Source organism: Hydrogenibacillus schlegelii, from assembly GCF_001653195.1.
In the GTDB taxonomy this organism is placed as follows: domain Bacteria; phylum Bacillota; class Bacilli; order Thermicanales; family DSM-22653; genus Hydrogenibacillus; species Hydrogenibacillus schlegelii.
Genome location: NZ_JXBB01000003.1, coordinates 36,806 through 61,310 on the forward strand (window position 1 = coordinate 36,806; position 24,505 = coordinate 61,310).

Below are 24,505 nucleotides of genomic sequence, written 5' to 3' on the forward strand. Positions count from 1 at the left end.
CGAATCAAAAGCGGCCGCTGAACCGCCGAGCCGCCGATCGTGGGGCCGCCGCGGTCGGAGAAGCAGGCAGACGGTTGGAAGGGGTGGGGTTTCTGGCCCTGGACGACTGGATTTACGCGTCGTATCTTGCCGCCCGGCCGGTGAACGCCGGGCGGCCGGACCGGGAGGTCCGGCGGCCGGATCTTGCCGCCGCGGTCCTTCGGGCGATCGGTTCGCCCCACGAGGCGCTTCCGACGGTCGTCGTCGCCGGGAGCAAGGGAAAAGGTTCGACGGCGGCGAGCCTTGCGTTTTTGCTTCGGGCGGCGGGCCTTTCGGTGGGGCTCCTCACCGGGCCTCCGCTCCGGTCGTTTCACGAGCGGATCCGCCTGAACGGCCGGCCGATCGACGACGACGATTTTCTCCGCTTCTCCGCCGTCGTCGAGCCCGTCGCCCGAGGGATTCCGGTCGATCCGGCCAAGGGGGAGTACATCGGCCCGATCGCCCTCTGGCAGGCCGTCGGCTATCTTTATTTTCGGGAAAAGGGCGCCGACGTGGTCGTGGCGGAGGCGGGCCGCGGCGCCCGCTTCGACGACACGAGGGCCCTCGGCGCCCGATGGGCGGTGATCACGCCGATCTTCGAGGAACACGTCGCCGAGCTCGGGCCGACCCTGGCGGACATCGTCTGGCACAAGGCCGGCGCCGTCGGCTCCCGGACGGAAGCCGTTTTCGTCGGCCGCCAGCGGCCGGACGTCTTCCGGCTGCTTCAGGACGTCCGCCGACGGGGGGAAGCGGGAGGACCGTCGGTCCGCTGGGCGACCTTCGGCGAAGCGTTCGGCGTGACGGCGTGCGAGGCGGACCTTCAGGGGACGCGGATGGCGGGGTTTGTCGGCCGCACGGCATATCGGGCGTCGCTGGCCCTCCTCGGCCGGCACCAGGCGGACAATTTCGCCCTCGCCGTCGCCGTCGCCGACGCCGTCCTCCGGTCGCTCGGCCGGGGTCCGCTTTCTCCGGCGGCGATCGAGCGGGCGGCGGCAAGCGTCCGGTGGCCGGGGCGGCTCGAGCGGCTTCTCGAGCGGCCCCTCGTCCTTCTCGACGCGGCGATTCACCGGTCGGCGCTCGATCCGGCGCTCGAACTCGTGCGCCTCGCCCGGCCGCGGCGGACGCACGCCGTCGTCGGTCTGGCAGCGGGAAAAGACCCGGGCCTGCTTTCGGCGCTCCGTCCCCACGTCGATGCGCTCTGGTATGCGCCGCCGACGAACCCGCACCTCGCGCCGCCTTCCGCCTGGCCGCCTAAGGCCCGGGCGGCGGTCGACCGTTTCTTTGCCGATCCTATGGCGGCGATCGCCGCGGCGCTTCGGGCGACGCCGGACGACGGGGCGCTTCTTCTCTTCGGGACGCTGTCGTTCGTCGCCGATGCGCTCCGGGCGCTCGAACGGGACCCGGCAGACCTCGGCGATCCGCTGGCGGCGGTCAGCGCTCGAAGCGGCGGACGAGGCGATCGACCGCCGCCGCCATGACGGCAGAGAGGAGGGCGATGAGGACCACGGCGGTGAGGACGTAGTGAAAGTTAAAGAGCTGGAAGCCGTAGATGATGAGCGCGCCGAGGCCGGCCTTGGCGGCGAGGAATTCGCCGACGATGACGCCGATCCACGACAAGCCGACGTTCACCTTGAGGGCGGAGAGGATCGCCGGCCGGGCGTAAGGAAAGACGACCGTCGTAAAGAGCTGGCGGCGATTCGCGCCGAAGGAGCGGGCGAGTTTGAGGTAGTTCGGGTCGGTCGCCTGGAAGCTCCCGTAGACGACGAGGGTGGTGACGATGACGCTCACGGCGAGGGCCATCATGAAGATCGCCGTCATGCCGCTCCCGAAGGCGACGATGAAGAGGGGCCCGAGGGCGACCTTCGGCATGCTGTTTAAGACGACGAGGTACGGATCGAGCACCCGGGCCCAGAAGGGCGAAAACCAGAGCAGGGCGGCGAGGAGAACGCCGGCGGCGGTGCCGGCGAGAAAGCCGGCGATCGTCTCGAGGACGGTGACGGCGATGTGGGTGCCGAGCTCGCCTTCGGCGGCGAGGCGGGCGATCGTCTCGGCGATCAGGGACGGCCGGCTAAAGAGGAGCGGATCGAGGATTTTGGCCCGGGAGAGGACTTCCCAGCCGAGCAGGAAGGCGAGGAGAAGGGCGACCTGCGTCGTTCCGATCGAGAGGCGCTCCCGCCGCTTCTTCCGCCGGTAGGCTTCCAACCGTTCCCGCTCGTCGCGGCTCATGCGTCTCCCTCCTCCGCGTCGAGGGCCTGCCAGACGGACTGGAAGGTGGCCTGAAAGGCCGGATGGTGTCGCCGTTCGAGGGGCATCTTCCGAGCGAGGTCGTCCGGGACGGGGAAGTGGGCCCGGATGCGGCCGGGGCGGTCGCCGAGGACGTAGATGCGATCCGAGAGGGCGATCGCCTCGGCGATGTCGTGGGTGACGAGGAGGACGGTTTTCCGGTAGCGGCGCATGACGGCGAGGATGAGGTTCTGGAGCTTGAGCCGGGTCGTGTAGTCGAGGGCGGAAAACGGCTCGTCGAGGAGAAGCACGTCGGCGCCGGTCATGAGCGTCCGGACGAGGGCGACCCGCTGCCGCTGGCCGCCGGAAAGTTCGTGCGGACGTTTTTTTTCTACGCCGGCGAGGCCGACTTCTTCCAGGAGGGCCCGGGCCCGTTCGACGTCTTCGGGCGTCACCCGCCGCCTCAGCTCAATGCCGTAGAGGACGTTGCCGAGGATCGTCCGCCACGGGAGGAGGGTGTCTTGCTGCAGCATGTACCCGACCCGGGGCGACGGGCCCCGGACGGCCGCTCCGGCGAGGCGCACCGTCCCCCGGGTCGGCTCAAGGAGGCCGGCGATGAGGGAGAGGATCGTGCTTTTGCCGCTTCCGCTCCGGCCGACGAGGGTGACGAATTCCTCCGAAGCGACCCGGAGGGAGACGTCTTTCAGCGCCATCTGCGCACCGCGGTCGGTGACGTAGATGAGGTCGACGCCGTCGAGGGCGATCATCGGCGGATGTTCGGCCATCCCGCTTCACCTCTGGGCACAGCTTATGTGCCGCTGGAGGAAAGGGTGCTTCGAAGGGATCGGCCGGCCGCGAGGGCGGGCAAGAATGAGCCGCGAGGACGAAAAAAAAAGAAACGGAGGGCTTCGGCGTGCGAGTCCTTCTCACCGGCGGCGCCGGCTACATCGGCGCCCACGTGGCGGTGGCCCTGTTTGAGGCGGGTCACGAGGCGGTCATCGTCGATAATTTTTCAAACGCGCATCCCGCGGTCGTCCGGCGGATCGAGGCGATCGTCGGCCGACCGGTGGCGGTCCATCGGGCGGACCTCACCGATCCGGCGGCGACGGCGGCGGTCTTTCAGGCGGAGGCGGATCGGGGCGGGCTGGACGGCGTCATCCACCTGGCGGGCCTGAAGGCGGTCGGGGAGTCGGTGGAAAAGCCGCTTCTTTATTACCGCGTCAACCTGATCGGGACGCTCCACCTGCTTTCGGTGATGCAGGCGGCCGGCGTCCGGACGCTCGTCTTTTCGTCGTCGGCGACCGTCTACGGCGAGGCGAGCCCGCCGCCGTTTGCCGAGACGGCGCCGACGGCGCCGACGAACCCGTACGGGTGGACGAAGCGGATGATCGAACAGATGCTGGAAGATGCCGCCGCCGTCGATCCGTTGCTTTCGTTTGTGGCGCTCCGGTACTTTAACCCGGTCGGCGCCCACGAAAGCGGCCTGATCGGCGAAGACCCCCGGGGCGTGCCGAACAACCTGATGCCGGTCGTGGCGCAGGTGGCGGCCGGCCGGCGGGAGAAGCTTTTCATCTTCGGGAACGACTATCCGACGCCGGACGGCACCGGCATCCGGGACTACATCCACGTGATGGACCTCGCCGAAGGCCACGTCCGGGCCCTCGAGTACGCCGAAGCGCACCGCGGGTATGAGGTGTTCAATCTCGGCACCGGCCGGGGGGCCAGCGTGCTGGAGGTCGTCCGGGCGTTCGAGGCGGCGAGCGGCCGTCCGGTGCCGTACGTCTTCGCCCCCCGCCGGCCGGGGGACGTGGCGGTGAGCCTGGCCGACCCGTCAAAGGCGGAGCGGGTGCTCGGGTGGCGGGCGCGGCGGGACCTGGCGGCGATGTGCCGGGATGCGTGGCGGTTTCAGTCCCGCCATCCGGAAGGGATCGCGGCCGCCTCAGGGGAGGGGGCGGCGCGGTCGAACGCCGGTCCGGCGGACGGGGCGTAAGATCGGCTCGCCGGAGCGGGCGGTCGCGCCGATGATCAAACGAAAAGAAGGACGGTGGGTGGCATGGCCGATGCGGCGCTTCCGGTGGATCGCGCGCGTGAGGAGGCGGTGCGGCGGTTTGTGTGCTTTCTTTCGGGGATCCAGACGCCGCCCGGCCTCTTTAACCCGTGGCGGGACGTTGATCCGGCGTACGACGCCCACCGGCGGGCGCCGGCGGTTCGCCGGGCGCACCTTTTTCTTTATCTCCTCCGGCGGGTGCCGCGGGTGGAGTGGCTGTGGGTCGGCGAGGCCCTCGGCTATCGGGGAGCGCATTTTTCCGGGGTGCCGTTTACGTCGGAGCGGATGCTTCTGGGGCATCATCCGCTGATCGGACCGGAGGCGATCCTCGGTCGCCGAGGGCGCCGAACGAGCCGGACGGATCTTTCGCTCATTCCGGGGAAGATTTCTCCGGCGACGCGGGCGTTCGGCTTCGCCGAGGTGAGCGCGACGGTCGTCTGGCGGGCGGTGCGGGAAAACGGCCTTCCGCCGGAGGCGGTGCTTTTTTTCAGCGCGGTTCCGTTTCATCCGTACGACGTCCGCAAAGGAACGCTCTCCAACCGGCCGCCGAAGCGGGCGGAGATCGAACGCGGCCGGGATGTTCTGGCGGCGCTCCTTCAGCTCATCGAACGGCAGCGGGGCGGGCTTCCCCGGCTGGTGGCCGTCGGGAACGTCGCCGAAGCGCAGCTTCGGACCCTCGGCCTCCCGTACGAAAAAACGGCGCATCCGGCTCAGGGAAACGCCGGGCGTTTCCTGGCCGGAATGCGCCGGATCGTCGCCGCGGGGGCGGCAAAGATCGACAAAGAACGGTAAAGGGCCTTTCGTCGGGCCGGATCGGCGTCGAACCGCGGAGCCGCTTCGGCGCCGGACGGAGGGGCCGGCTCGTCACGGCAGGATGACGAAGGCGGAGATGACCGGCCGCGGCCTTCCGTCGGACGGTCGGTTGAGGACCCGGCCGTTGTAGACGAAGGTGCTCGATCCGCCGCCGTCTAAGTTGTAGGCGTCGCGGATGTTGAGGCCGAGGAGCTTCTCCCGGGCGTCTTCGAGGGTGACGCCTTCGCTGTAGCCGGTCTGCCGGCCGTCGATGACGACCATGAGCACATCGCCGTTTGTGAAGTGGCCGATGAGCGTTCGGGGCTCTTTTTTACCGGCCCAGTCTTTTGGAATCGGCTGCGGCTTGCCGTCTTTGATCAGCGTCGGGAGAAACGAGGCGCCTTCCCGGACGCCGAGGCGCTCGATGTCGGCGCGCGTGAGCGCCGGGCCGCCGACGAGGCGCCCCCGGGCGTCGAAGCCGATGAAGCTCACCGCCGCGTTGTCGGAAACGGAGATGAACCGGCCGCCGGAGACGGTGTTTCCGATCGGATAAATGAGGCCGTTTTTCCGAAAAAAGCCGCCGGCGTTGATGGCGAGGGCCGCCTTCGTCCGCCGGGCGATCGAAAGGACGGTCTCGCCCGGGGAGCCGAGGTCGTCGCCGAGGGGCTCGGCCATGACGAGGCGGACGGCGGACGGGTCGTGGAGCTTCACCTTGGCCATGTAGCCGCGGTAGCCGACTTCTTTCAGGGAGAAGACCTTGATCGTCGCCCGCCGGCCGAACGTCTGGCCGATCGGGTCGCCGAGCTTTTTCGCGAGGATCGTATCGAGGGCGTCTTTCGTCTTCGCCGTCTCGGCGCGGCTCTGGGCGAACGCCGCCTGCACCGCCTGGGCGGATTCGGCGACGCGATTTTTTTCGTCGTCGGCAAACGTCCGGAGCGTCTCGAGGTGATGCCGAATCTGCTCGCCGGCTTCGCGGATGGGGGCTTCGCCGCCTCGGATGGCGGCAAGGTGGTCGGCGATGGCCTCGGCATGCGCCTGAAGCGGTCGGACCGCTTCGTTTCGGGCGCGGGCGGCGGCCTCCGCCCGATCGAAGGCGGCGGTGAGGGTTTCTTGTTGCCGGAGCAAGGGGAGAAAGACGACGGCGGCGAGGGCAAAGCAGGCGAAGAGGGCCGCCTGGACTTTAGTAAACACGGGCCGCTTCCTCCAGCTTTTGAATCTGCGTCCGGAGCCGCTCGAGTTCTTTGCCGAGGTCGGCGATCCGCTGGCTTAAGGCCTGCCGGGTGGCGTCGGTCGTCTGGATCGCCTTGCCGGTCCGGGTGAGCTCGTCTTTGACCTTGGAAAATTCTTCCTGGACCCCGGCGAACGCCTGCCGCATCTCGCCGATGGCCTGTTCCTGTTCGGCGAGCGCCTCGCCGATGCGCTTGAGGTCCGCTTCGAGGGCGGCGTTTTCCTCGGCGAGGGCCTGAAGCCGGGCGTCGTACGCCTGAAGCGTCCGCTGGACGGTCCCATAACCGGCGTAAGCGAGGAGCCCCCAGAGGGCGAAGGCGATCGCCCACGGGAGGAGACGGAGAAAAAGCGTTTCGCTCCGGGGCGCCCGACGGGGGAGAACACCGGCGTCCGGCAGCCCGTCCTCGGCCGGCCGGCCCTCCCCGCTTGTCCGCGCTTCGGCGTCCAAACGGGACGGACCGTCACCGGCTCGGTCGGAGCGAGGGGGGGTATCGCGCTCCCGGAGGCCGATGGACGGCGATTCGGCGTCCGGGTCGGTCGGAGGGCCGCCCGGCGGCGCAAGCTCGGCCCGCGGCCGGCCGCCTGGGCGGTCGGAGGCGTGGGAAAAAACGGTCGCCGGTCCGGCGTTCCGGTCCGGCGGGGCGGGCGTGGCGGACGTTCGTCGGCGTAGAGCCATCGATGGAAACACCTCCGTTTAGTTGGACGGCTGCCGGCGGCGGAAGTTGCGGCGCCGAAGGTCATGCGCCGGGACCGGTTGCAAAAGGACCGGACGACGGCTATACTGTCTTCAAAATAGAAACATCTGTTTTTGAGCGGACGGACAGCGGCGCCGGCCACCGGCGCCCGCGAATCGGAATCGAGGGGGGGCGGCGATGGCCGGGGAACGCCCCGCGCGGTATTTTCTCGTCCGGGAAGACCTGCTTCCGGAGGCCATGGTCAAGACGGCGCAGGCGAAACATCTGCTCGCCCGGGGCGCCGCGTCGACGATCTTCGAAGCGGTCCGGGCCGTGGGGCTCAGCCGAAGCGCTTTTTACAAGTACAAAGACGGCGTCTTCTGGTACGATGCGATGCAGGGCGTGCAAATGCTCGTCCTGGCGATGAACCTCGATCACCGGACGGGGGTTTTGTCCCGGGTGCTGGCGGAGCTCGCCGCCGTGGGGGCGAACATTTTGACCATCCACCAGACGATTCCGCTGCAGGAAGTGGCCCACGTGACGATTTCGCTGGAATTCGGCGCGCTGAATAACGCCGCCGAGGGACCCGGGATTTCGGAGGCGGCGCTGATCGCCCGCCTCGAGCGGCTGGACGGCGTGTCCCGGGTGGAGATCGTCGGTCGAGGAAGTCCCGTGCAGCCCCGGGAGAGCGGACGCGTTTAGGATTCGACGAGACGGGCTGGGGATCGCCTCAGATCGAGACGGAAGCGAAGAAGGAGTGGAGAGGATGAGTGGAGAGGGAGCGCGTCGGGGGACGGGGATCCTCGCCCGCTACCGGGACCGGCTGCCGGTGACGGCGGCGACGCCGCTCATTACGCTCGGGGAGGGGGATACCCCGCTCGTCTTTGCGGAACGGCTTTCGGCCGAACTCGATGTGGCGCTTTATCTCAAGCTCGAAGGGTTGAATCCGACCGGATCGTTCAAAGACCGGGGCATGGTCGTCGCGGTGGCCAAAGCGCTGGAGGCGGGCCGCCGGGCGGTGATCGCCGCCTCGACCGGGAATACGTCGGCGTCGGCGGCGGCGTACGCCGCCCGAGCGGGAATTCGGGCCGTCGTGATCGTGCCGGAGGGAAAGATCGCCCTCGGCAAGCTCGCCCAGGCGCTCGTCTACGGGGCGGACGTGGTCGCCATCGCCGGAAATTTTGACCAGGGCCTTCGGCTCGTCCGGGAACTCGCCGATCGGTTTGGCCTCGCCATCGTCAACTCGATCAATCCGGATCGGATCGAAGGGCAGAAGACGGCGGCGTTCGAGATCGTCGACGCCCTCGGCCGGGCGCCGGACGTGCTGGCGATTCCCGTCGGCAACGCCGGCAACATCACCGCCTACTGGAAGGGGTTCGTCGAGTACCTGCCGCCGGATGGGCCCCGGCCGCGGATGCTCGGTTTTGAGGCGGAGGGCGCGGCGGCGATTGTCCGGGGGCATCCGATCGCCGAGCCGGAGACGATCGCCACCGCGATCCGCATCGGCAACCCGGCGAGCTGGGCCGGCGCCGTGCAGGCGGCGGAGGCGTCCGGCGGGGCGATCGACGCCGTTTCGGATGCGGAGATCCTCGCCGCCTACGAGCGGTTGGCCCGCCGGGAGGGGATCTTCGTCGAGCCGGCGTCGGCCGCCTCCGTCGCCGGGGTGATCAAGGCCCGGCGGGCGGGCCGGATCCGACCCGGGGAGACGGTCGTCGCGGTGCTGACCGGAAACGGCCTCAAAGATCCGGACACGGCCCTCAAGACGCCGGCCGAGATCCGGACGTTGCCGGCGGAGGCCGGGGCGCTGGCGGATCATCTGGGAGCGCTTTTGAAGGAGGCCGGCGGCTGAATGGGATCGCGGCGGATGGACCGGGAGGGGCGCCCGGTGGCCGAAGCCCCGGCGCTCGGGCGTTCGGCGCCCAAAGATGCGGTCGGCGTTTGGACGGCCCGCGTTCCGGCGTCGTCGGCGAATCTGGGCAGCGGCTTCGACGTGCTCGGGATGGCCGTCGATCTGGAGCTCGTCGTCCGGGCGACGTTCGATCCGGAGGCGCCGGGGGCGCTTTCGATCGCCGTCGCCGGCGCGCCGCCTGCGGCGGGAGCGGCGGCCGACGGGGCGGCCAGCATCCCGAACGATGAGACGAACCTGATCTACCGGGCGTTTCGGGCGGCGCTTCAGGCAGCGGGAGAGCCGGTGCCGGGGGTGCGTTTCGTCATCGAAAGCGCCATTCCGCCCGCCTCCGGCCTCGGATCGAGCGCGGCGGCGATCGCCGCCGGCCTCATCCTCGCCCGGGGCGTCCTCGGCGCTCGCTTCCGAATCGACGACGGTCTTGCCCTCGCGGTGCGGCTCGAAGGGCACCCGGACAACGTCGCGGCGGCGTTTTTCGGCGGGCTCGTCGCCGCCTGGGCGGCGGAGGAGGGTGCGGTGTCGGTCCAGATGGTCCGGCGGGAGCTTCCCCTCCGCCTGCTCGCCCTCGTGCCGGAGCGGCCGCTTTCGACGGCGTCTTCCCGGGCGGTCCTCCCGAAGGCGTATTCCAGGCCGGACGTCGTCGACGCTTTGGCCAAGGTGGCCCTGCTCGTGTCGGCGGTGAAGAACGGAGACTGGGGCGCGCTCAAGCCGCTTTTTGCCGACCGGCTGCATCAGCCGTACCGGCTGCCCCTCGTCCCCGGCGCCGAGGCGGTCTTTCGCCTGGCCAACGACCGCCGCTGTCTCGGGATGTATTTGAGCGGCGCCGGGCCGACGATCATGGCGCTTTTTCTCGATGAGGCGGAGCGGGCGGCGTGGCTGGAGGGGGCGCGGCCGGTGCTCGAGGCTTACGGATTCCGCCCGCTGGAACTCGCCCCCTCCGCCGTCGGCGCCCGGGTGGAGACGCCGGAAGGAGAGACGCTCGCATGGTGACGCTCGCTTATCTCGGCCCGGAAGGGTCGTATTCGGAGGAGGCCGCCCGGGAAGCGGTGCGCCGCCTCCCGCTTGCGGACGCGCGGCTGATTCCCCTCGGGACCATTCCCGACGTCCTGGAGGCGGTCGACCGGGGGGAGATCGACTACGGCATCGTCCCGGTGGAAAACTCGATCGAAGGATCGGTGACGCAGGCCCTCGACTGGCTGATCCACGAGGTGGCGCTCACGCTTTATGCGGAAATCGTCCTGCCGATCGACCACGGTCTGTACGTGGCGCCGGCGCAGGCGGCCCTCCCCCTCGAGGCGGTGGAAAAGGTGCTGAGCCATCCGCAGGCGGTCGCCCAGGCCCACCGGACGATCCGGCGCCTTTTGCCCCGGGCGGCGATCGAGCCGGCGACGAGCACGTCGGAGGCGATGCGGCGGGTGGCGGAGCACCCGGAGGCGCGCTGGGCAGCGGTCGGCTCCCGGCGGGCGGCGGAACGTTTTGGGCTCGTCGAGCGACGTTACCGGGTGCAGGATTACGAGGAAAACGCCACCCGTTTCGTCGTCGTCGGCCGGACGTCGCCGTGGCCGGAAGGGGCGCCGGCCGAGGGGGAGGGGCGGCCGGCCAAGTCGAGCCTCCTCGTCACCCTCGGCGAAGACTTTCCCGGCGCGTTGCACCAGGTGCTGGCGTGTTTCAGCTGGCGCCGGATCAACCTGAGCCGGATCGAATCCCGGCCGACGAAAAAAGGCCTCGGCCGGTATCATTTTTTCATCGACGCTGAGCGACCGCGGGATCTCCTGCTTGCGGCGGCGATGGAGGAGATCGAAGCCCTCGGCTGCCGCGTCCGCTTCCTCGGAAGCTATCCGGTTTATGCCGTGCCCCGGTCCGGAGCGGAAGGGCCCGGGCTCGAGTCGGCGGCGAACATGGCGCCGGCGGAGGTGGCGCCGAAGGAGGGAGCTTCCCTGGAGGCGGCGTCCCGGGAGACGGCCGCCGAATAAAGGGCGGTTCGGGAGCCGAAACGGGAGCGAATCGGGAGCGGGTCGGGTGCGAATCAGGCGGCCCGGAGGGGGACCTCGACCGACCGGCGGGCATAGACTGTGAGCGACACTGCCCGCGGGAGGTCAGAACCTTGAAGCTTCACATCGTACAGCCTGGTGAGACGCTGGCGGCGATCGCCGCCAGCTACGGCGTGTCGGAGGCGGAACTTCTGGCGGCAAACGGCCTTCACGCGCCGCCGGACGTCGGGACGAAGCTCATCATCCCGACCCCGCCGGCCGGAGCGGGAGAAGGGCGGCGGAAGCGGCCGCCGCTTCGGGTGCGGCCTGCCGCCGTGCACCGGCCGGGGCTCTTTGCCGAGGTGGAGGCGGTCGGGGCGGCATCCGCCCCGCCGACGACCTCCGCCGGGGAAGCGGGCGGCACCGGCGTGGAGGCGCCGGGCGCTCCGGCCGAAGCGGCCGCCGGCGTGGCCGCTCAGGCGTCGGGGGCAGAGTCGTCCACCGCATTGCCGGGGCCGCAGGCGTCGGTCGAAGCGGCGGAAGAAGGGGCGGAGGGGGGTGCTCGGGCGTCTTCCGCCGGAGCGCCGGTTGCCGGATCCGAGGCCAAAGCCGGGGCATCCGGCGCCCTCGCCGGTGCGGAAGCGAGGCGGGCGGCCGAAGCCGGCGCTTCCGGCGCGGACGCCGGGGCCGCGGCCCTTCCGGCGGCAGACGATTCGGCGCCGGGGCGGCCGGCGCCCGGAAAGCCCCGGGTCGTCATCGGCCGGAAGCCGGAGCGGCCGGCTGCGGACGGTCCGGTCGACTTGACGCTGGCGGCGGGCGATCCGTTTCTCGGCTTTTTCCGGCCGACGTCGGTCCATCCGGCCGCCGTTGATCCGGCCTTCGGCCTTCCGCCGGTTCCGCCCGGCGATCCGGTGCCCGTTTTCGCTCGACCGCCTGATGGCCCGCCTTTGGCCGCCGGGCCGGTCCCCTGGGCCTTCTCGCCGGCGCCTCCGGCGCTTCCGATTCTGCCGGCGTCGTTTCCGTGGGGGTATCCCCCCGGCCCGTGCGGGCCCTTCCCGCTTCCGGCGTTCGTCCCGGTCGGCGCGCCGGCGAACGTTTTCCCGGCGTCCGGCCCCTTCTTTCCCTCCGGCGGTCCGGCGCCGGCGACTTCGAAGCCGATGGTCCCGCCTGCCTCGCCGGCGCCGCCCGCCGGTCGCTCGGCGGCGCCGGAACGGGCGCCGGTCCTCGAGCGGCCGCCGTCGCCTGAGCTCCGGCCGACGTCCGCCGAAGCGCCGGCGGAGGCCTGGGCGGTGGACGGCTGGTTCGATGACGGGGAGAGGGGGGACAAGGAGGAATAACCGCCGCACGGCCATTGCCGCTCTGGCCCGCGAGCGGCGCGCCCGATTGTCCGGGGCGCGCCTTTTTTTTATAATGTCGAGGGGGATGCCCATGGACCGCTTTCGTCGCGCCCTCGAGGCGTACCGCCGGCGGGTGGCGGACGATGCCGCGCGGCGGGCGGCGTTCATCCGGGAGCGGGTGGCCGCCGCCGGCGCCCGGGGAGCGATCGTCGGGCTTTCCGGCGGGCTCGACTCCGCCGCCGTCGCCGGGCTTCTCGCCCGGGCCCTCGGTCCGGAGGGCGCCTGGGGCATGTGGATCGGCATCGAGTCGACGCCGGCCTACCGGGAGCGGGCCCGGGCGGTCGCCGACGCGTTCGGGCTCCGGTGGCTCGACGTCGACCTGTCGGCGGCGCTCGCCGCGTTTTCGGAAGCGCTTCGCCCGGTCGTCACCCTCGATCGCCGGGCGGCCGGCAACACGAAGGCGCGCCTTCGCATGGCCGCCCTCTATGCGGTGGCCAACGCCGAAGGCCTGCTTGTCGCCGATACGACGAACCGTTCGGAGGCGTACGTCGGCTATGTGACGAAGGGCGGCGATGCGGTGGCGGATTTCAATCCGCTTCTTACGCTGACCAAAAGCGAGGTCCGGATCCTCGCCGAGCACCTCGGCGTGCCGCCGGCGGTGCTGGCGGCGGCGCCGAGCGCCGATCTCTGGCCGGGGCAGACGGATGAGGCGGAGCTCGGCTTCGGTTACGAGGCGCTCGATCGGTTTTTGCTGACGGGAGAAGGAGATGAGGCCGTGATCCGCCGGATCCGAGCGCTCCACGCCGCCTCCCGCCACAAGCGGGAACCGATGCCGTTCATCTAAAGGCGGCCGGCCGAACGACCGGCCGCTTTGAGATGGGGGGGAGACGGTGGCCGGACATTCGAAATGGCATAATATCAAATACCGCAAGGGCCGACAGGACGCCAAAAAAGCCCAGCTCTTCACGAAAATTTCCAAGGAAATTTACGCCGCCGTCCGGATGGGCGGCGCCAACCCCGAGACGAACGCCCGGCTTCGGGCGGCGATCCAGAAGGCGCGGGACATCCGCATGCCGCTCGACAACATCGAGCGGACGATCAAAAAAGCGACCGGCGAGTTCGGCGGCGCCGCGTACGAAACGGCGATCTACGAAGGGTACGGTCCCGGCGGGGTGGCGATCCTCGTCGAGGCGCTGACCGACAACCGGAACCGGACCGCCGCCCGCATCCGGCACCTCTTTGCCAAACACGGCGGGAGCCTCGGCGAAAGCGGCTGCGTCGCTTATCTGTTCGCGGAAAAGGGGGAGATCGTCCTCGACCGGGCCGGCGCCGACGAGGAGGCGATCCTGGCGACGGCGCTTCAGGCCGGCGCCGAGGACGTCGACATCGGGGAGGAGGAGGCCGTCGTCTTCGCCGCGCCGGAGGCGATCGACGCCGTGCAGGCGGCGTTTGCGGCGGCGGGTTTTTCCGTTCGGTCGGCCAAGGTGACGCGGGTGCCGTCGGTGACGGTCCCGGTCGCCGGTGAGGTGGCCGAAGCCAACCTCGCCCTCCTCGAGGCGCTGGAGGACGAAGACGACGTGAGCGAAGTCTATGCCAACCTCGAGGTCGAAACGGAAGGCGCATAACGTCCGTCTCCTCGGCGCACGCTAAACCCACCGAAACGAACGGCAGAAGGGGGCGGAGATCATGCGTCGCTGGCTCAAGCGGATGCTCCGGCGGCTTTTCGGCCGGATGCCGGCCCGATCTCTCGCCTGGGACGGTCGACAGCTCCCGTTCGTCCGGGCGCCGGGGCGAGCGCTCCGGCGATGGACGATGGCCTTCACGGTCGGACTCCTTGGCCTTTCGCCGTTGCCGGTCTCGGCGGCCGCCGCGCCGTCGTCCGTCGGGGGAGAGCCGGCCCTCCTCGGCTTGAGTCCGGACGGCACCGCCGTCGTCGCCGTCGCTGGCCGGGCGGCGCCGGAGTTTTGGGAGGCCTTTTTCCGCCTCGACGGAAAACAGGTGGAAGTCTTCGGTCCGAAATCGACCGCCCCGGCGGCCGCCGAGCGCCGCTGACGGGGCGGTTTTGCATGAGCGATCCGCCGTTCGGGTTTCGCCGTTTGCGGGGGGATCGCTCCGCTGTCTTAAGCGGGATCGCCGGGCCGTTCGCGGGGCGATCGCGCTGCCGTTTGCGCCGGGCTCTCCCCGTTGTCCTGGGCGCCGCCGACTGGTACAATGAGGGAAGACCACCAAAGCGCGATCGAACCAGGAGAGGGAGGGCCTTGCGCATCATCGGCATCGATCCCGGCGTCGGCCGGGTGGGGTACGGCGTCGTCGAGGCGGACGGCGACCGCTGGCGGGCCATCGCCTACGGCGTCATCGCGACGGAACCCGGCCGGCGGCCGGCGGATCGGCTGCTTGCGATCGCCGAGGCGCTCGAGGCGCTCCTTCGGCAGACGGATCCGCAGGCGGCGGCGGTGGAGCGGCTCTTTTTTAAGGCGAACGTGACGACGGCGATGGCCGTGAGCGAAGCGCGGGGCGTGATCCTCCTCGTCCTCGGGCGTCGCGGCCTAAACGTCGCGGAATACACGCCGACGGAGGTCAAACAGGCGATCGCCGGGAACGGCCGGGCCGACAAAGGCCAGATGCAGGCGATGGTCCGCTTGCTCCTCGGCCTCCCGGCGCCGCCTGCGCCGGACGACGCCGCCGACGCCCTGGCGCTCGCGCTGGCCCACGGGCAGCGGTTCCGCTTTGACCGGCGGATCGCCGCCGGCGGAAGGGGCGAGGAGGCGGCGCGGCGTGTTTGACCGCCTGCGGGGCCGCGTCCTCGAGGCGGCCGAGGGGCGGATCGTCCTCGACGTCGGCGGCGTCGGCTTCGAGGTCTGGGTCGACGACCCGGCCGCCTTCGGGCCGGGGGAGGAAGCGACGGTCTACGTCCACGCCCTGTTCCGGGAAGACGCCCTCGCCCTTTACGGTTTTGCCCGCCGGGAGGCGCGGAACATGTTCCGCCTGCTCATCGCCGCAAGCGGCGTCGGGCCGAAGGGGGCGCAGGCGGCACTCCGGACGTATCCGCCGGAAAAGCTCGCCCTTTTCATCCTGCGGGAAGATGTCGCGGCGCTTCGGGCCATTCCCGGCGTCGGGCCGAAGACCGCCCGCCGGCTCATCGTCGAGCTCAAAGATCGGCTAAAAAAGGCGTACGGCGACCGGTCGGCAGAACGGCCGGAGGCGGCTTCCCCCTTTGGCGGCGCCGGCCGGACACCGTCGGACGGTCGGGACGCGGCCGGGGCGTCGGTCGCCGATGCGGTGGACGCGCTCCTCGTTCTCGGCATTCCGGAGGGAGAAGCCCGGCGGGCGGTGGAGGCGGTCCTTCAGGCCGGCGGCGAGGCCGGGAGCACCGAAGCGCTCCTTCGGGCGGCGCTCCGGCAGCTCGACCGGACCGGTCGATCGCCGGCATGAGGCGTCGGGTTCGGCCGGCGGGGAAGCACCGGCGGCGATGGCCCGGGGGGCGGACGGCGGGAGGACCGGGACGGGGCGATCGGGAGTCGGTCGGAGGAAGGACGGGACGGCGTTGGAACGGAAGGGGGGAGCCCGGCGTCCGGCCGGGGGACGATGGACGGCGAACGGTTTATCGCATCTCACCGGCTTCCGGAAGACGAGGAGCCGCCGACGCTCCGGCCGCGGACGTTTGACGAGTACGTCGGCCAGAAGCGGGTCAAAGAAAATCTCAAAGTGTACATCGAAGCGGCCCGGCGGCGCCGGGAGCCCCTCGATCACGTCCTCCTGTACGGCCCGCCGGGGCTCGGCAAGACGACGCTTGCGGGGATCATCGCCGCCGAACTCGGCGTACGCCTCCGGGTGACGACGGGGCCGGCGATCGAGCGGGCCGGCGATCTCGCGGCGATCCTCACCAACCTCGAGCCGGGCGATGTGCTCTTCATCGACGAGATCCACCGGCTGGCGAGGGCGGCCGAAGAAGTGCTTTACGCGGCGATGGAAGATTTTCGCCTGGACATCGTGATCGGCAAGGGGCCGATGGCGCGGACGCTCCGGCTGGATCTGCCGCCGTTTACGCTCATCGGCGCGACGACCCGGGCGGGGCTTTTGTCGGCGCCGCTTCGGGACCGCTTCGGCGTCATCCACCGGCTCGATTATTATGCGCCGGACGAACTCGAGGAGATCGTCCGGCGGTCGGCGGCCCGCCTCGGGATCGCCGTCGCGCCGGAGGCGGCCCGGGCGATCGCCGCCCGGGCCCGCGGCACGCCCCGGATCGCCAACCGGCTTCTCCGGCGGGTGCGGGACTTTGCCGAGGTGGAGGGCGACGGGACGATCACCCTCGCGGCGGCGGAACGGGCCCTCGACCGGATGGAGGTCGACCGCCTCGGCCTCGACCTCGTCGACCGGCGATATCTCACCGCCTTGATGGAGACGTACGCCGGCGGGCCGGCGGGGCTCGAGGCGATCGCCGCCTCCATCGGGGAAGACGCCCGGACGTTGGAGGATGTCGTCGAGCCGTACCTCCTCATGCTCGGCCTGATCGGCCGAACGCCCCGGGGGCGGATCGCCACCGAGCGGGCCTATCGTCACTTTGGCCTCGCGCCGCCGAGGCCGCCGGAGGAGGCCTCGGCGGCCGGGGACGCGGCGGTGCCGACGTTGTGGGACGCCGCTTGCGACGGTTAACGGCTAAAGGAGGGGGATGGTGATGGGGACGGGGTTTGCCCGATGGCTCATCGTCATCGGCATCGTGTTCATTGCGGTGGGGCTTCTCTGGTCGGCCCTCGGCCGCTTCTTTCCCCTCGGCCGGCTTCCGGGGGATTTTTACTGGGAAAAAGACGGCGTGAGCGTCTACTTTCCGCTGGCGACGTCGATCCTCGTGAGCATCGTGCTCTCCATCGTCCTGACGCTTCTCGTCCGGCTCCGCTGAGTCCGGCTGCGCCGACGGGCGGCCGGGGGCGCTGCCGTCCCGTCCTGCGGCGCACCGCCGGGCCGTCGGGCGGGCGCGACCGAACGCGGGTGGATCACGGTTTGCCGAGGCTCGGCGCCGGCGGGACTACCGCCCGGCGACCGGGCGCCTTCGGCCCGGAAAGGAGAGGCTAAGGTGCCCCGGCGATGGCTTCGCTGGTTGATCCTCATCGTCGCCCTCTTGCTCACCCTCTCGTTCATCCTGCCGTATTTTGTGCCGTTTTTCGCCCTGGCCTCCCCCTCCGACGGGCCGACGGTCCGGATCGCCCTCTTTCTGGAGACGGCCGACGGCCGGCTTCCGGCGATCGACGACGTGACCGTCACCGCCGTCGACCTCGCCCGACGGGAAGTGAACGGCGGGCTCCGGCCGAGTTTCGCCGGCGTGGCGCTCCCGCCGGCGGGGAACGATCGGACGAGCCTCCGCCTTGGGCTGAACGGCTACCGACTCCGGCTTTTGGAGACGCCCAATCCGGAGGAGGCGCTTCGGGCGGCCCAGTTTTTCTCCACCAAGGGGCTGAAGACGGTGCTTACGACCGCGACCGCCGGCGGGAAGACCGTGTACCGGCTGGAAAGCCCCGCCTACGCCGCCCTGTCCGGCGGGGGGAGCCGGCCGAACGCCCTAGCTGCCGTCGAGCCGGCTTACCGACAGGCGCTGGCCGCCTTCCGCCCCGGCGCACAGCCCAGGCGGATCGGCCCGTGGGGCTTTTTTGCCGCTTTCGAGTCCCCTGAGAAGGCCGCCGCCGCGGCGGACCGGCTGCAGGCGGCCGGTTACGAGGCGGTTTTGGCGTATCGGGTGCAAAACGGAAAAGCGGCCGTCGGCGTTTTTTTCGGCGCGGCGGCCGACGAGGCGGGGCGGACGGCGCTTCTCGGGGAGATCGGTCCGCGCCTCGCCGCGCTCCTCGGCGCCTCGGCGAAGCCGGACCCGGTCGGGCCGACCGACCCGGTCGTCTTGAGCGAACGGGACGTCCTTTTCGGCGCGCCGGGGAACGCCGTCGAGCGGCTTCGGGTGCCCCTCGCCGGCGAGCTCGCCGTCGCCTCGGGCGGCGGCGCCGTTCGGGTCGAGGAGAAAAAGGACGGCCGATCGTACCGCGGCCAGATCGTCGTCACGGCGGCCTCCGGCCGCCTGGCGGTGATCAACGCTCTGCCGGTGGAGGCCTATCTCTACGGCGTCGTCGGCGTTGAAATGGCGAGCGGGTGGCCGATGGAGGCGCTAAAGGCGCAGGCGGTCCTCGCCCGGACGTACGCCCTCGGCAATCTGAAAAAATACGGCGTGGCCGACCTGTCGGATACGACTTACGATCAGGCGTATGAAGGCCTCGACCGGGAGGCGGCGGACGTCCGGCAGGCGGTCGACGCCACCCGCGGCGAGGTGCTCACCGTCGGCGGCCGCCCGGCCCAGGCGCTTTACTCGAGCAACGCCGGCGGGATGAGCGCCCATGGGACGGAAGTGTGGGGGAACGACGTCTCTTATCTTCGGCCGGTGCCGAGCCCCGACGACGCCCCGCTTCGGGCGGCGCCCCTCTGGTACCGGATTCAGCGGTCCGACGGCCGCATCGGCTACGTCCACGGCGCCTACGTCCGGCCGACCGGCGGGACGAACGCCGCCGGCTTCCCCTACGGGATCGTCACCGGTGATAACGTCAACTTCCGGCCGTCCCCGGGGACGGAGCGGGCGCCGATCGGGACGCTGGCGAAGGGGGAGTACGTCGTCCTGCTGGAGGCCGTCCGGCAGAACAACGCCTACCGCTGGATGGAGCGGCCGTACACCGGTCTTGAGCTGATGCAGATGTTGAACGATCGGGCGGCCGCCGCCCTTCCGGCGCCGCTGACGGTGCCGGTGGAGCGGCTGGCCGTCGCCGAGCGGGGACCGAGCGGCCGCGTGCTCGCCCTCGCCGTCGACGACCTGCTCCTTCGTCCGAAGGCGCCGGATTCCTTTCGCGCCTTTCTCGCCCCCCGCGGGGAGGCCGGCGTCCGGAGCACCCGGTTTGACGTCGAAGCGATGGGCGAGCTGGCGATCTTGGGCGCCGGCGGGCGTCTTCGGGCCCTCCCGGAAAAGGGCGCCGCCGTCTCGGCCGTGCAAAGCGGCGGCCGGGTGACGGCCAGCGTGGGGGGGCCGTCCGGTGAGATCGTCCTCCTCGGCGGGAAGCCGGCAGGCGTCGCCGGCGCCCGTCTTTCGGCAGCGCTTCCGGCGAGCTTTGCCCTGCTGGAGGATGAGGGCGCCCTCGCCCCGGACGGCCGGCCGGTGCGGGTGGCGAGCCTGGTGCCGGCCTTCCGGCTGGTCGGTTACGGTTACGGCCACGGCCTCGGCCTGTCCCAGTACGGCGCCAAGGCGCTCGCCGAGGCCGGAAAAAGCTACGCATCCATCCTGCAGCACTACTTTCAAGGAGCGGCCCTCGAGCGGCGATACTGAGGCGCGCCGACCCAGGCGCTCGTTCCGGCGATGCGCATTGCCGGCGGTCCGATCGGCGCCGGGGAGCATCCCACCACGCAAAAAACGGCCCATCGCGAAGGATGGGCCGTTTTTATGGCTCACCGGCCGGCGGCCTCCCGGCTTTGCCGGTCGAGGACGGTCCGGTAGGCGGCGACGTATCCTTCCGCCATCGCCCGGTAGGAAAACCGCGCTTCGGCCCGCCGGCGGATCAAGCGGCGGTCGAGGACGGGAATCCGCTCGAGCGCCCGCACCGCCTCGTCGACGGTATCGACGACGAAGCCCGTCACGCCGTCTTCGACGACCTCCGGCACTGCGCCGCGGCGGAAGCCGACGACCGGCGTCCCGGTGGCCTGGGCTTCCGCCAGCACGAGGCCGAACGGCTCGGGCGCCCGGACGAGGTGCAGGAGGGCATACGCCCGTCCGAGAAGCACGTCCCGCTCCTTCGGACCGACCTCGCCGACGTACTCGACGGTCCGGCCGTCGATCGCCGGCCGGATGCGGGTCTCAAAAAATTCCCGTTCCCCCTCCGGGACGGGGCCGGCGAGGATGAGCCGCCGCCCGCTCCTTCGGGCGACCTCGATCGCGAGGTCTGCTCCCTTTACCCGGCCGACGCGACCGAGGAAGACGAGGTCTTCACCCGGCGTCTCCACCGGCGTAAACGCGTCCAGCCGGATGCCGTTGTAGACGGTGGCCACGTAGTTAAGCTCCGGGGCCCCCGCCCGCTCCGCGTCGCTGATCGACACGTACGGCAGGTGCCGAAAGCGGCGATAGGCCGCCCGGGCGTCGGGCTCGAGGAGCGCCGCGCCGTGGAGGGTCGTGAGGACCGGCGTCCGGATGAGGCCGGCGAACGGAAGCGGCAGGTAGTTGTGGTGGTTGTGCAAAAGATCAAGGCCGAGGGCGTCGGCGGCCGCGAGGGCGTGTCCGATGTGGATGAGCTCGTACGGCCGCGGCGGCAGATCCGGCCGCTCCGAGAGGGGCCCCGGCACGACGGCGACGAGCCGGCCGGCCGGCCGGCTGTCGGCGGTGGCGAAGACGACGACGTCGTGCCCGAGCTCGACGAGCCCTTGGGCCAGGTTGGCGACGACGAGCTCCCAGGGCCCGTATTTGTCCGGCGGCGTCCGGTGGGCGACCGGCGCGAGAAGCCCGATACGAAGTTTTGTCATCAACATCCCCCGGCTCAGCGGACCGGCGCCGCCGCACGGGACAGCGTCCGGTCGATCCAGACGGCATCCCCCTCGGCGCGAATCCGCCAGGCGGCCGTCCCGGCCGACGCCGAGCGGGCGAGGGTGGCAAGGTGCCGCTCTTCGGTGAGCAGGTAGCTCAAAAGCGCCTCAGCGCCGGCGTTTTCGTTCGGCCCCGTCGGCGAAAGCCCGTCGTAGGCCGCCCCCTCCTCGGCGTCGACCATCGGCACGCCGAGGGCGTTGGCGCCGTAAAACCAGTCTCGGGCGGCCCGGACGGCCTCGGCGTACCGCCCGTCGCCGGTCGACGCGTGGGCGGCGTCGGCGGCCAGGGCGAGCTTGAAAACGTCCAGCGGCTGGGCGTCCCACTCGGCGATTCGATCGCGGCTCCCCCAGCCGCGATTCCCGACCGGCCGGACGACCGGCGGATGACCGTAGTAGGTGAGGCCGAGGAGAAAATCGAGCGCTTCGATCGCCACCGACCGGGCCTCTCGATTCCCGGTCGCCCGCGCCGCCTTGAGGAGCCCCCACGGCAGGATGCCGTTGGCGTAGGTGAGCCGAGGTTCAAACCACCGCCACCGACCGTCGCTCTCCTGAGCAAACCGTTCCAGGAGGGTGCGCGTGCCCCGTTCGAGGAAGCGAAGGAGCGCCTCCCGCTCCTCCCCGTCGCCGCCTGCCCCCGGCCGGCGGGCTTCCGCCGTAAGCGCCCGAAGCCGTTCGGCGGCGGCGGCGAGGGCGTAGGCGATGCCGCGGGAAGCCGTGATCGTCTCGACCACCGGAAGCGCCCGGCGGAAGAGCATCGCCGCCACCCGCCGGTGCGCTCGCTTCGGCAGCGTCCGGGCCGCGTAGGCGAGGGCATAGAGGGCCCGTCCCTGCGTGTCGTCCGACGGCGGCCGGGCTTCTTTTTCCCGGGTGTAGTGAAAATCGTTGTGGAAGTGGCCGTCCGGCTCTTGGGCCCAGGCGAGGAAGGCGAGGGTCGTCTCGGCGACCGCCAGCAGCCGCCGTTTGAGCTCGCCGTCCGGGAGGCGGCGGGCCCAGGCGGCGGTGAGCCAGAGGGCCCGGGCATTGTCGTCCGTCGTGTAGCCTTCCCGTCGCTTCGGCACGAGAAAGGCCGCGTGCTCCAAAAGGCCCGTGTCGTCCGTCATGCGGAACAGGTGACGGAACGAGACGCGCCAAGCGATCGGAAGCTCACCCATGGGACGCGATCCGCTCCTTTCTCCCGGCGATTTCGCTGGCAAGGGCGTAGAAGCGGGCTCCGACCCGGGGCCACCGCATGCCGGCGCCGACGGCCTTCAGGCGGGCGGCGAGCGCCTCCCGGGCTGCATCGTCGCGAAGCAGGCGCCCAAGCCGCTCGGCCCAGGCAACCTCGTCGCCGTACGGTACGAGGAGGTCCGGAAAGTCCCGAAGGAGATCCCGGGCGTACGCGTACGGCGTCGACAGCGTCGGCCGACCGAGGCCGACGGCATAGGCGAGCGTCCCGCTTGTGATCTGCCCGAGGCCGGGATACGGCGTCACGTACACGTCCGCCAGGCTCAAAAGTTCCACCAGTTCCGGCTCGTCCAAAAAGCGGTCGATCAAAAGGACGCGCTCGGCGATTCCCAGGCGCTCCGCGAGGGCGACGAGGGACTCCCGGTACGCTTCGCCTTCGGCCTTTTTTACTTCCGGATGGGTCTGGCCGGCGATGATGTAGACCGCATCCGGCACGTCGGCGACGACCCGGGCGAAGGCGGGAAGGAAGCGGTCGATGCCTTTCCCCGGCGACAGAAGCCCGAAGGTGAGGACGACCTTCCGGCCGGCGACGCCCCACTTGGCCTTGAGCGCCTCTGCCGGCGCTTCGAGGGGGGCCGGCGCGCCGTGGGGGAGATACCGCACGGCGCGCGGCGAGACGGGATACTGACGGGTGATCCACTCGATGCCGAGGCGGTTCATGACGACGAGGCGGGTGCTCAGCCGGACGATATCGCCGAGGACGTCGGAATACGGCGGCGTCGGCCGGTCGAACACCGTGTGCAGCGTCGTGATGACCGGTTTTTTCAGCCGTTCCAAGAAGGGGATGATCATCCGGCCGGCTTCGCCGCCGAAGATGCCGAACTCGTGCTGGAGGCTGACGACGTCGACGTCGGAGGCGTTCACCGCGTCGGCGGCCCGAAGGTAGGCGTCCGGATCGTGCTTCGGAAGCGGCCAGATCTCCGGACCAGACGGCGTCCAGGCGTCCGGGAAGACCGACAGCACCGGAAGCTCCGCCGGCGAAAGGGGGAGAGACCGCATCATCCCCTCGCGAAGATGGGACGTATAGGTCGCGATGCCGCACTTCGTCGGCGGAAAGGTACTGACGAAAAGAAGCTTCATGGCCGCGCCACCGCTTTCCCGGGCACCGGGGCCTCCATCCGTTCCGGTCGCACCGCCGCGAGGGATCGGGCCGAGCGGCCGAGTTTGATCACCGCGCCGGCGATGATGAGCCCGAGGGGCGTCTCGGCCCGGTCGCCGAGGATGCTGTCGTGCACCGTACACGACGGCGCGACGGCGGCGCCGTTCCAGAGGATCGTCCGGACGATTTCCGCTTCGTCGCCGATGCGGGCGCCGTCCCCGATGACGGCGTACGGACCGACGACGGCGCCGTCGCCGAGGTAGACGCCGTCCCCGATCAGAACCGGCGGCCGGAGGACGACCCCCTTCCCGAGGCGCACCCGCCGGCCGAGGCGGATCCCCGGTTCCGCTTCCGGCGGAAGGAGCGGCAGGGCAAAGCGGCCGTCCAGGAGGTCCCAGTGGGCGGCGCGATAGCGCTCCGGCGTTCCGATGTCCTTCCAGTACCCGCTCAGGCGGGCGCCGTAGATCCGTTCGCCGGCGTCGATGAGCGCCGGGAACGTCTCCCGTTCGATGGAAACTTCCCGACCGGGCGGGATCGCCCGGAGCGCCGCTTTTTCCATGACGTAGACGCCGGCGTTGATGAGATTCGACGGCGCTTCTTCCCGGCGGGGCTTTTCGACGAAACGGCGGATGCGGCCGTTTTCCTCGAGGGCGACGACGCCGTAGGCGCTCGGGTCGTCCACTTCGGTGAGGCCGATCGTGACAAGCGCCCGTCGCATATCATGGAAGCGAACGAGGGGTTGCACGTCGATCAGGTGCACGACGTCGGCGTTGACGACGAGAAATCGCTCTTCGAGGAACGCTTCGGCATTTTTGATCGCGCCGGCCGTGCCGAGGAGCGTCTCTTCCCGCGCGTAGACGATCTCCACCCCCAGCCGCCGCCCGTCGCCGAAGTGACGTTCGATCACTTCGGGAAAATGTTTCACCGCGAGGACAAAACGCGAGACGCCTTCGTTTTTGAGATGCCGGATCAGGGATTCCAACCAGGGGCGATTGCCGAGCGGTGCCATCGGCTTCGGGAGATCGTCGGTGAGCGGTCTAAGCCGCGTGCCGAGACCGCCTGCCAGAAGCAATGCCTGCACGTCGAATCCCTCCTTTTTCGTACCCGCCGGGTCCGCGCGCCGGTCCGGCGGGCGCATCACCGGGCGATCGACCTTTTGCCCTCCGCGACGAACGACGGGGCGCTGGGGGATTATGTCAATATCATTATGTTCGTCTTTTCCCCGCGCGTCAAGGGTTCGGTCAAAAAAGGTCAAACTCGGTCCGTTGATGCGGCGCCGGGGAACGGTCTCATGGCCGCGCCGTTCGGCGGCCCCGGACCAAACCTTGGCCGATGAACGCTGCCGCTGCGCCGGACCGCTGCCTCGGGCGCGCTCCTAGTGTGGCCCGAAGCGGAGCGA

Annotated in this window: 24 protein-coding genes; 16 read left to right on the forward strand and 8 right to left on the reverse strand. The window is 70.4% G+C overall.

Translation table 11 applies throughout. From position 1 onward, the window contains the following. The first annotated feature begins 83 nt into the window (after positions 1-83). A complete protein-coding gene (locus SA87_RS02125) occupies positions 84-1,496 on the forward strand; it encodes a bifunctional folylpolyglutamate synthase/dihydrofolate synthase (protein WP_245637609.1) in 1,413 nt (470 codons plus the stop codon). Here SA87_RS02125 and SA87_RS02130 read toward each other — a convergent pair. Both SA87_RS02130 and SA87_RS02135 read right to left on the reverse strand, forming a co-directional pair. Next, positions 1,450-2,244: an ABC transporter permease gene (locus tag SA87_RS02130; protein ID WP_066198481.1), complete on the reverse strand. Its 795-nt coding sequence runs from the start codon at positions 2,242-2,244 to the stop codon at positions 1,450-1,452. The two genes, SA87_RS02125 and SA87_RS02130, sit on opposite strands and share 47 nt — an antisense overlap. Beyond that, positions 2,241-3,026, reverse strand: coding sequence for an ABC transporter ATP-binding protein (locus tag SA87_RS02135; RefSeq protein ID WP_066198484.1), 786 nt, complete (start codon positions 3,024-3,026; stop codon positions 2,241-2,243). Before SA87_RS02135 ends, SA87_RS02130 begins: the two co-directional genes overlap by 4 nt. 128 nt (positions 3,027-3,154) lie before the next feature. Between SA87_RS02135 and galE the strand changes: the two genes are divergently transcribed. Together galE and SA87_RS02145 are read left to right on the forward strand one after the other, a co-directional pair. After that, on the forward strand, positions 3,155-4,231 hold the full coding sequence (galE, locus tag SA87_RS02140) for a UDP-glucose 4-epimerase GalE (RefSeq protein ID WP_066198487.1): 1,077 nt from the start codon (positions 3,155-3,157) through the stop codon (positions 4,229-4,231). A gap of 63 nt (positions 4,232-4,294) precedes the next feature. Next, positions 4,295-5,080 carry a uracil-DNA glycosylase gene (locus SA87_RS02145; RefSeq protein WP_066442163.1) on the forward strand — a complete coding sequence of 262 codons (786 nt, stop codon included), beginning with the start codon at positions 4,295-4,297 and terminating at the stop codon, positions 5,078-5,080. Positions 5,081-5,152: 72 nt separating this feature from the next. Here SA87_RS02145 and SA87_RS02150 read toward each other — a convergent pair whose 3' ends face one another. Together SA87_RS02150 and SA87_RS02155 are read right to left on the reverse strand one after the other, a co-directional pair. Further along, on the reverse strand, positions 5,153-6,271 hold the full coding sequence (locus SA87_RS02150; RefSeq protein ID WP_066198489.1) for a phosphodiester glycosidase family protein: 1,119 nt from the start codon (positions 6,269-6,271) through the stop codon (positions 5,153-5,155). Continuing rightward, positions 6,261-6,755, reverse strand: a complete 495-nt coding sequence (locus SA87_RS02155; protein WP_156423655.1) for a hypothetical protein — start codon at positions 6,753-6,755, stop codon at positions 6,261-6,263. Before SA87_RS02155 ends, SA87_RS02150 begins: the two co-directional genes overlap by 11 nt. A 424-nt stretch (positions 6,756-7,179) precedes the next feature. On the opposite strand from SA87_RS02155, the gene SA87_RS02160 reads away from it, so the two are divergent. From SA87_RS02160 to SA87_RS02220, 13 genes are all read left to right on the forward strand, one after another. Beyond that, on the forward strand, positions 7,180-7,683 hold the full coding sequence (locus SA87_RS02160) for an ACT domain-containing protein (protein ID WP_066198494.1): 504 nt from the start codon (positions 7,180-7,182) through the stop codon (positions 7,681-7,683). A gap of 64 nt (positions 7,684-7,747) precedes the next feature. Continuing rightward, a complete protein-coding gene (gene thrC / locus SA87_RS02165) occupies positions 7,748-8,830 on the forward strand; it encodes a threonine synthase (protein ID WP_066198497.1) in 1,083 nt (360 codons plus the stop codon). Further along, positions 8,831-9,877 (forward strand): homoserine kinase, encoded by a 1,047-nt coding sequence (gene thrB, locus SA87_RS02170; protein ID WP_082910433.1) that lies wholly within the window; start codon positions 8,831-8,833, stop codon positions 9,875-9,877. Beyond that, complete coding sequence (gene pheA, locus SA87_RS02175) at positions 9,871-10,860, forward strand: prephenate dehydratase (protein ID WP_066198498.1); 990 nt, start codon at positions 9,871-9,873, stop codon at positions 10,858-10,860. Before thrB ends, pheA begins: the two co-directional genes overlap by 7 nt. Before the next feature lie 131 nt (positions 10,861-10,991). Further along, positions 10,992-12,194 carry a LysM peptidoglycan-binding domain-containing protein gene (locus SA87_RS02180; RefSeq protein ID WP_066198500.1) on the forward strand — a complete coding sequence of 401 codons (1,203 nt, stop codon included), beginning with the start codon at positions 10,992-10,994 and terminating at the stop codon, positions 12,192-12,194. An 85-nt stretch (positions 12,195-12,279) separates the two neighbouring features. After that, a complete protein-coding gene (nadE, locus tag SA87_RS02185) occupies positions 12,280-13,038 on the forward strand; it encodes an NAD(+) synthase (protein WP_245637605.1) in 759 nt (252 codons plus the stop codon). A 46-nt stretch (positions 13,039-13,084) separates the two neighbouring features. Then, positions 13,085-13,819 carry a YebC/PmpR family DNA-binding transcriptional regulator gene (locus SA87_RS02190; protein WP_066198512.1) on the forward strand — a complete coding sequence of 245 codons (735 nt, stop codon included), beginning with the start codon at positions 13,085-13,087 and terminating at the stop codon, positions 13,817-13,819. Between the two features lie 61 nt (positions 13,820-13,880). Next, on the forward strand, positions 13,881-14,246 hold the full coding sequence (locus SA87_RS02195) for a hypothetical protein (protein ID WP_066198515.1): 366 nt from the start codon (positions 13,881-13,883) through the stop codon (positions 14,244-14,246). Between the two features lie 206 nt (positions 14,247-14,452). Next, on the forward strand, positions 14,453-14,977 hold the full coding sequence (gene ruvC, locus SA87_RS02200; RefSeq protein WP_066198518.1) for a crossover junction endodeoxyribonuclease RuvC: 525 nt from the start codon (positions 14,453-14,455) through the stop codon (positions 14,975-14,977). Further along, on the forward strand, positions 14,970-15,626 hold the full coding sequence (ruvA, locus tag SA87_RS02205; protein WP_066198521.1) for a Holliday junction branch migration protein RuvA: 657 nt from the start codon (positions 14,970-14,972) through the stop codon (positions 15,624-15,626). Before ruvC ends, ruvA begins: the two co-directional genes overlap by 8 nt. Before the next feature lie 153 nt (positions 15,627-15,779). Continuing rightward, on the forward strand, positions 15,780-16,847 hold the full coding sequence (ruvB, locus tag SA87_RS02210; RefSeq protein WP_066198524.1) for a Holliday junction branch migration DNA helicase RuvB: 1,068 nt from the start codon (positions 15,780-15,782) through the stop codon (positions 16,845-16,847). Positions 16,848-16,869: 22 nt separating this feature from the next. Next, positions 16,870-17,091, forward strand: coding sequence for a DUF2905 domain-containing protein (locus SA87_RS02215; protein ID WP_066198527.1), 222 nt, complete (start codon positions 16,870-16,872; stop codon positions 17,089-17,091). Between the two features lie 174 nt (positions 17,092-17,265). After that, positions 17,266-19,539, forward strand: a complete 2,274-nt coding sequence (locus SA87_RS02220; protein WP_066198529.1) for a SpoIID/LytB domain-containing protein — start codon at positions 17,266-17,268, stop codon at positions 19,537-19,539. Positions 19,540-19,658: 119 nt separating this feature from the next. On the opposite strand, the gene SA87_RS02225 is transcribed toward SA87_RS02220, so the two are convergent. The 4 genes from SA87_RS02225 to SA87_RS02240 are packed head-to-tail and all read right to left on the reverse strand — an operon-like array spanning position 19,659 to position 24,187. Beyond that, positions 19,659-20,723: a glycosyltransferase family 4 protein gene (locus tag SA87_RS02225; RefSeq protein ID WP_066441750.1), complete on the reverse strand. Its 1,065-nt coding sequence runs from the start codon at positions 20,721-20,723 to the stop codon at positions 19,659-19,661. Positions 20,724-20,737: 14 nt separating this feature from the next. Then, a complete protein-coding gene (locus SA87_RS02230) occupies positions 20,738-21,934 on the reverse strand; it encodes a hypothetical protein (protein ID WP_066198534.1) in 1,197 nt (398 codons plus the stop codon). Beyond that, positions 21,927-23,087, reverse strand: a complete 1,161-nt coding sequence (locus tag SA87_RS02235; RefSeq protein ID WP_066198537.1) for a glycosyltransferase family 4 protein — start codon at positions 23,085-23,087, stop codon at positions 21,927-21,929. The genes SA87_RS02230 and SA87_RS02235 overlap by 8 nt, the downstream gene beginning before the upstream one ends. Further along, entirely contained in the window at positions 23,084-24,187 is a 1,104-nt protein-coding gene (locus SA87_RS02240) for a nucleotidyltransferase family protein (RefSeq protein ID WP_082718324.1), read from the reverse strand. The genes SA87_RS02235 and SA87_RS02240 overlap by 4 nt, the downstream gene beginning before the upstream one ends. Between the last annotated feature and the right edge of the window lie 318 nt (positions 24,188-24,505).

Coding starts and splice junctions, on each gene's coding strand:
- thrC (WP_066198497.1), top strand. CDS start 7,748: ATGAGTGGAGAGGGAGCGCGTCGGGGGACGGGGATCCTCGCCCGCTAC.
- SA87_RS02195 (WP_066198515.1), top strand. CDS start 13,881: ATGCGTCGCTGGCTCAAGCGGATGCTCCGGCGGCTTTTCGGCCGGATG.
- SA87_RS02145 (WP_066442163.1), top strand. CDS start 4,295: ATGGCCGATGCGGCGCTTCCGGTGGATCGCGCGCGTGAGGAGGCGGTG.
- SA87_RS02160 (WP_066198494.1), top strand. CDS start 7,180: ATGGCCGGGGAACGCCCCGCGCGGTATTTTCTCGTCCGGGAAGACCTG.
- pheA (WP_066198498.1), top strand. CDS start 9,871: ATGGTGACGCTCGCTTATCTCGGCCCGGAAGGGTCGTATTCGGAGGAG.
- SA87_RS02130 (WP_066198481.1), bottom strand. CDS start 2,244: ATGAGCCGCGACGAGCGGGAACGGTTGGAAGCCTACCGGCGGAAGAAG.
- SA87_RS02225 (WP_066441750.1), bottom strand. CDS start 20,723: ATGACAAAACTTCGTATCGGGCTTCTCGCGCCGGTCGCCCACCGGACG.
- SA87_RS02230 (WP_066198534.1), bottom strand. CDS start 21,934: ATGGGTGAGCTTCCGATCGCTTGGCGCGTCTCGTTCCGTCACCTGTTC.
- SA87_RS02215 (WP_066198527.1), top strand. CDS start 16,870: ATGGGGACGGGGTTTGCCCGATGGCTCATCGTCATCGGCATCGTGTTC.
- SA87_RS02235 (WP_066198537.1), bottom strand. CDS start 23,087: ATGAAGCTTCTTTTCGTCAGTACCTTTCCGCCGACGAAGTGCGGCATC.
- ruvB (WP_066198524.1), top strand. CDS start 15,780: ATGGACGGCGAACGGTTTATCGCATCTCACCGGCTTCCGGAAGACGAG.
- SA87_RS02135 (WP_066198484.1), bottom strand. CDS start 3,026: ATGGCCGAACATCCGCCGATGATCGCCCTCGACGGCGTCGACCTCATC.
- thrB (WP_082910433.1), top strand. CDS start 8,831: ATGGGATCGCGGCGGATGGACCGGGAGGGGCGCCCGGTGGCCGAAGCC.
- nadE (WP_245637605.1), top strand. CDS start 12,280: ATGCCCATGGACCGCTTTCGTCGCGCCCTCGAGGCGTACCGCCGGCGG.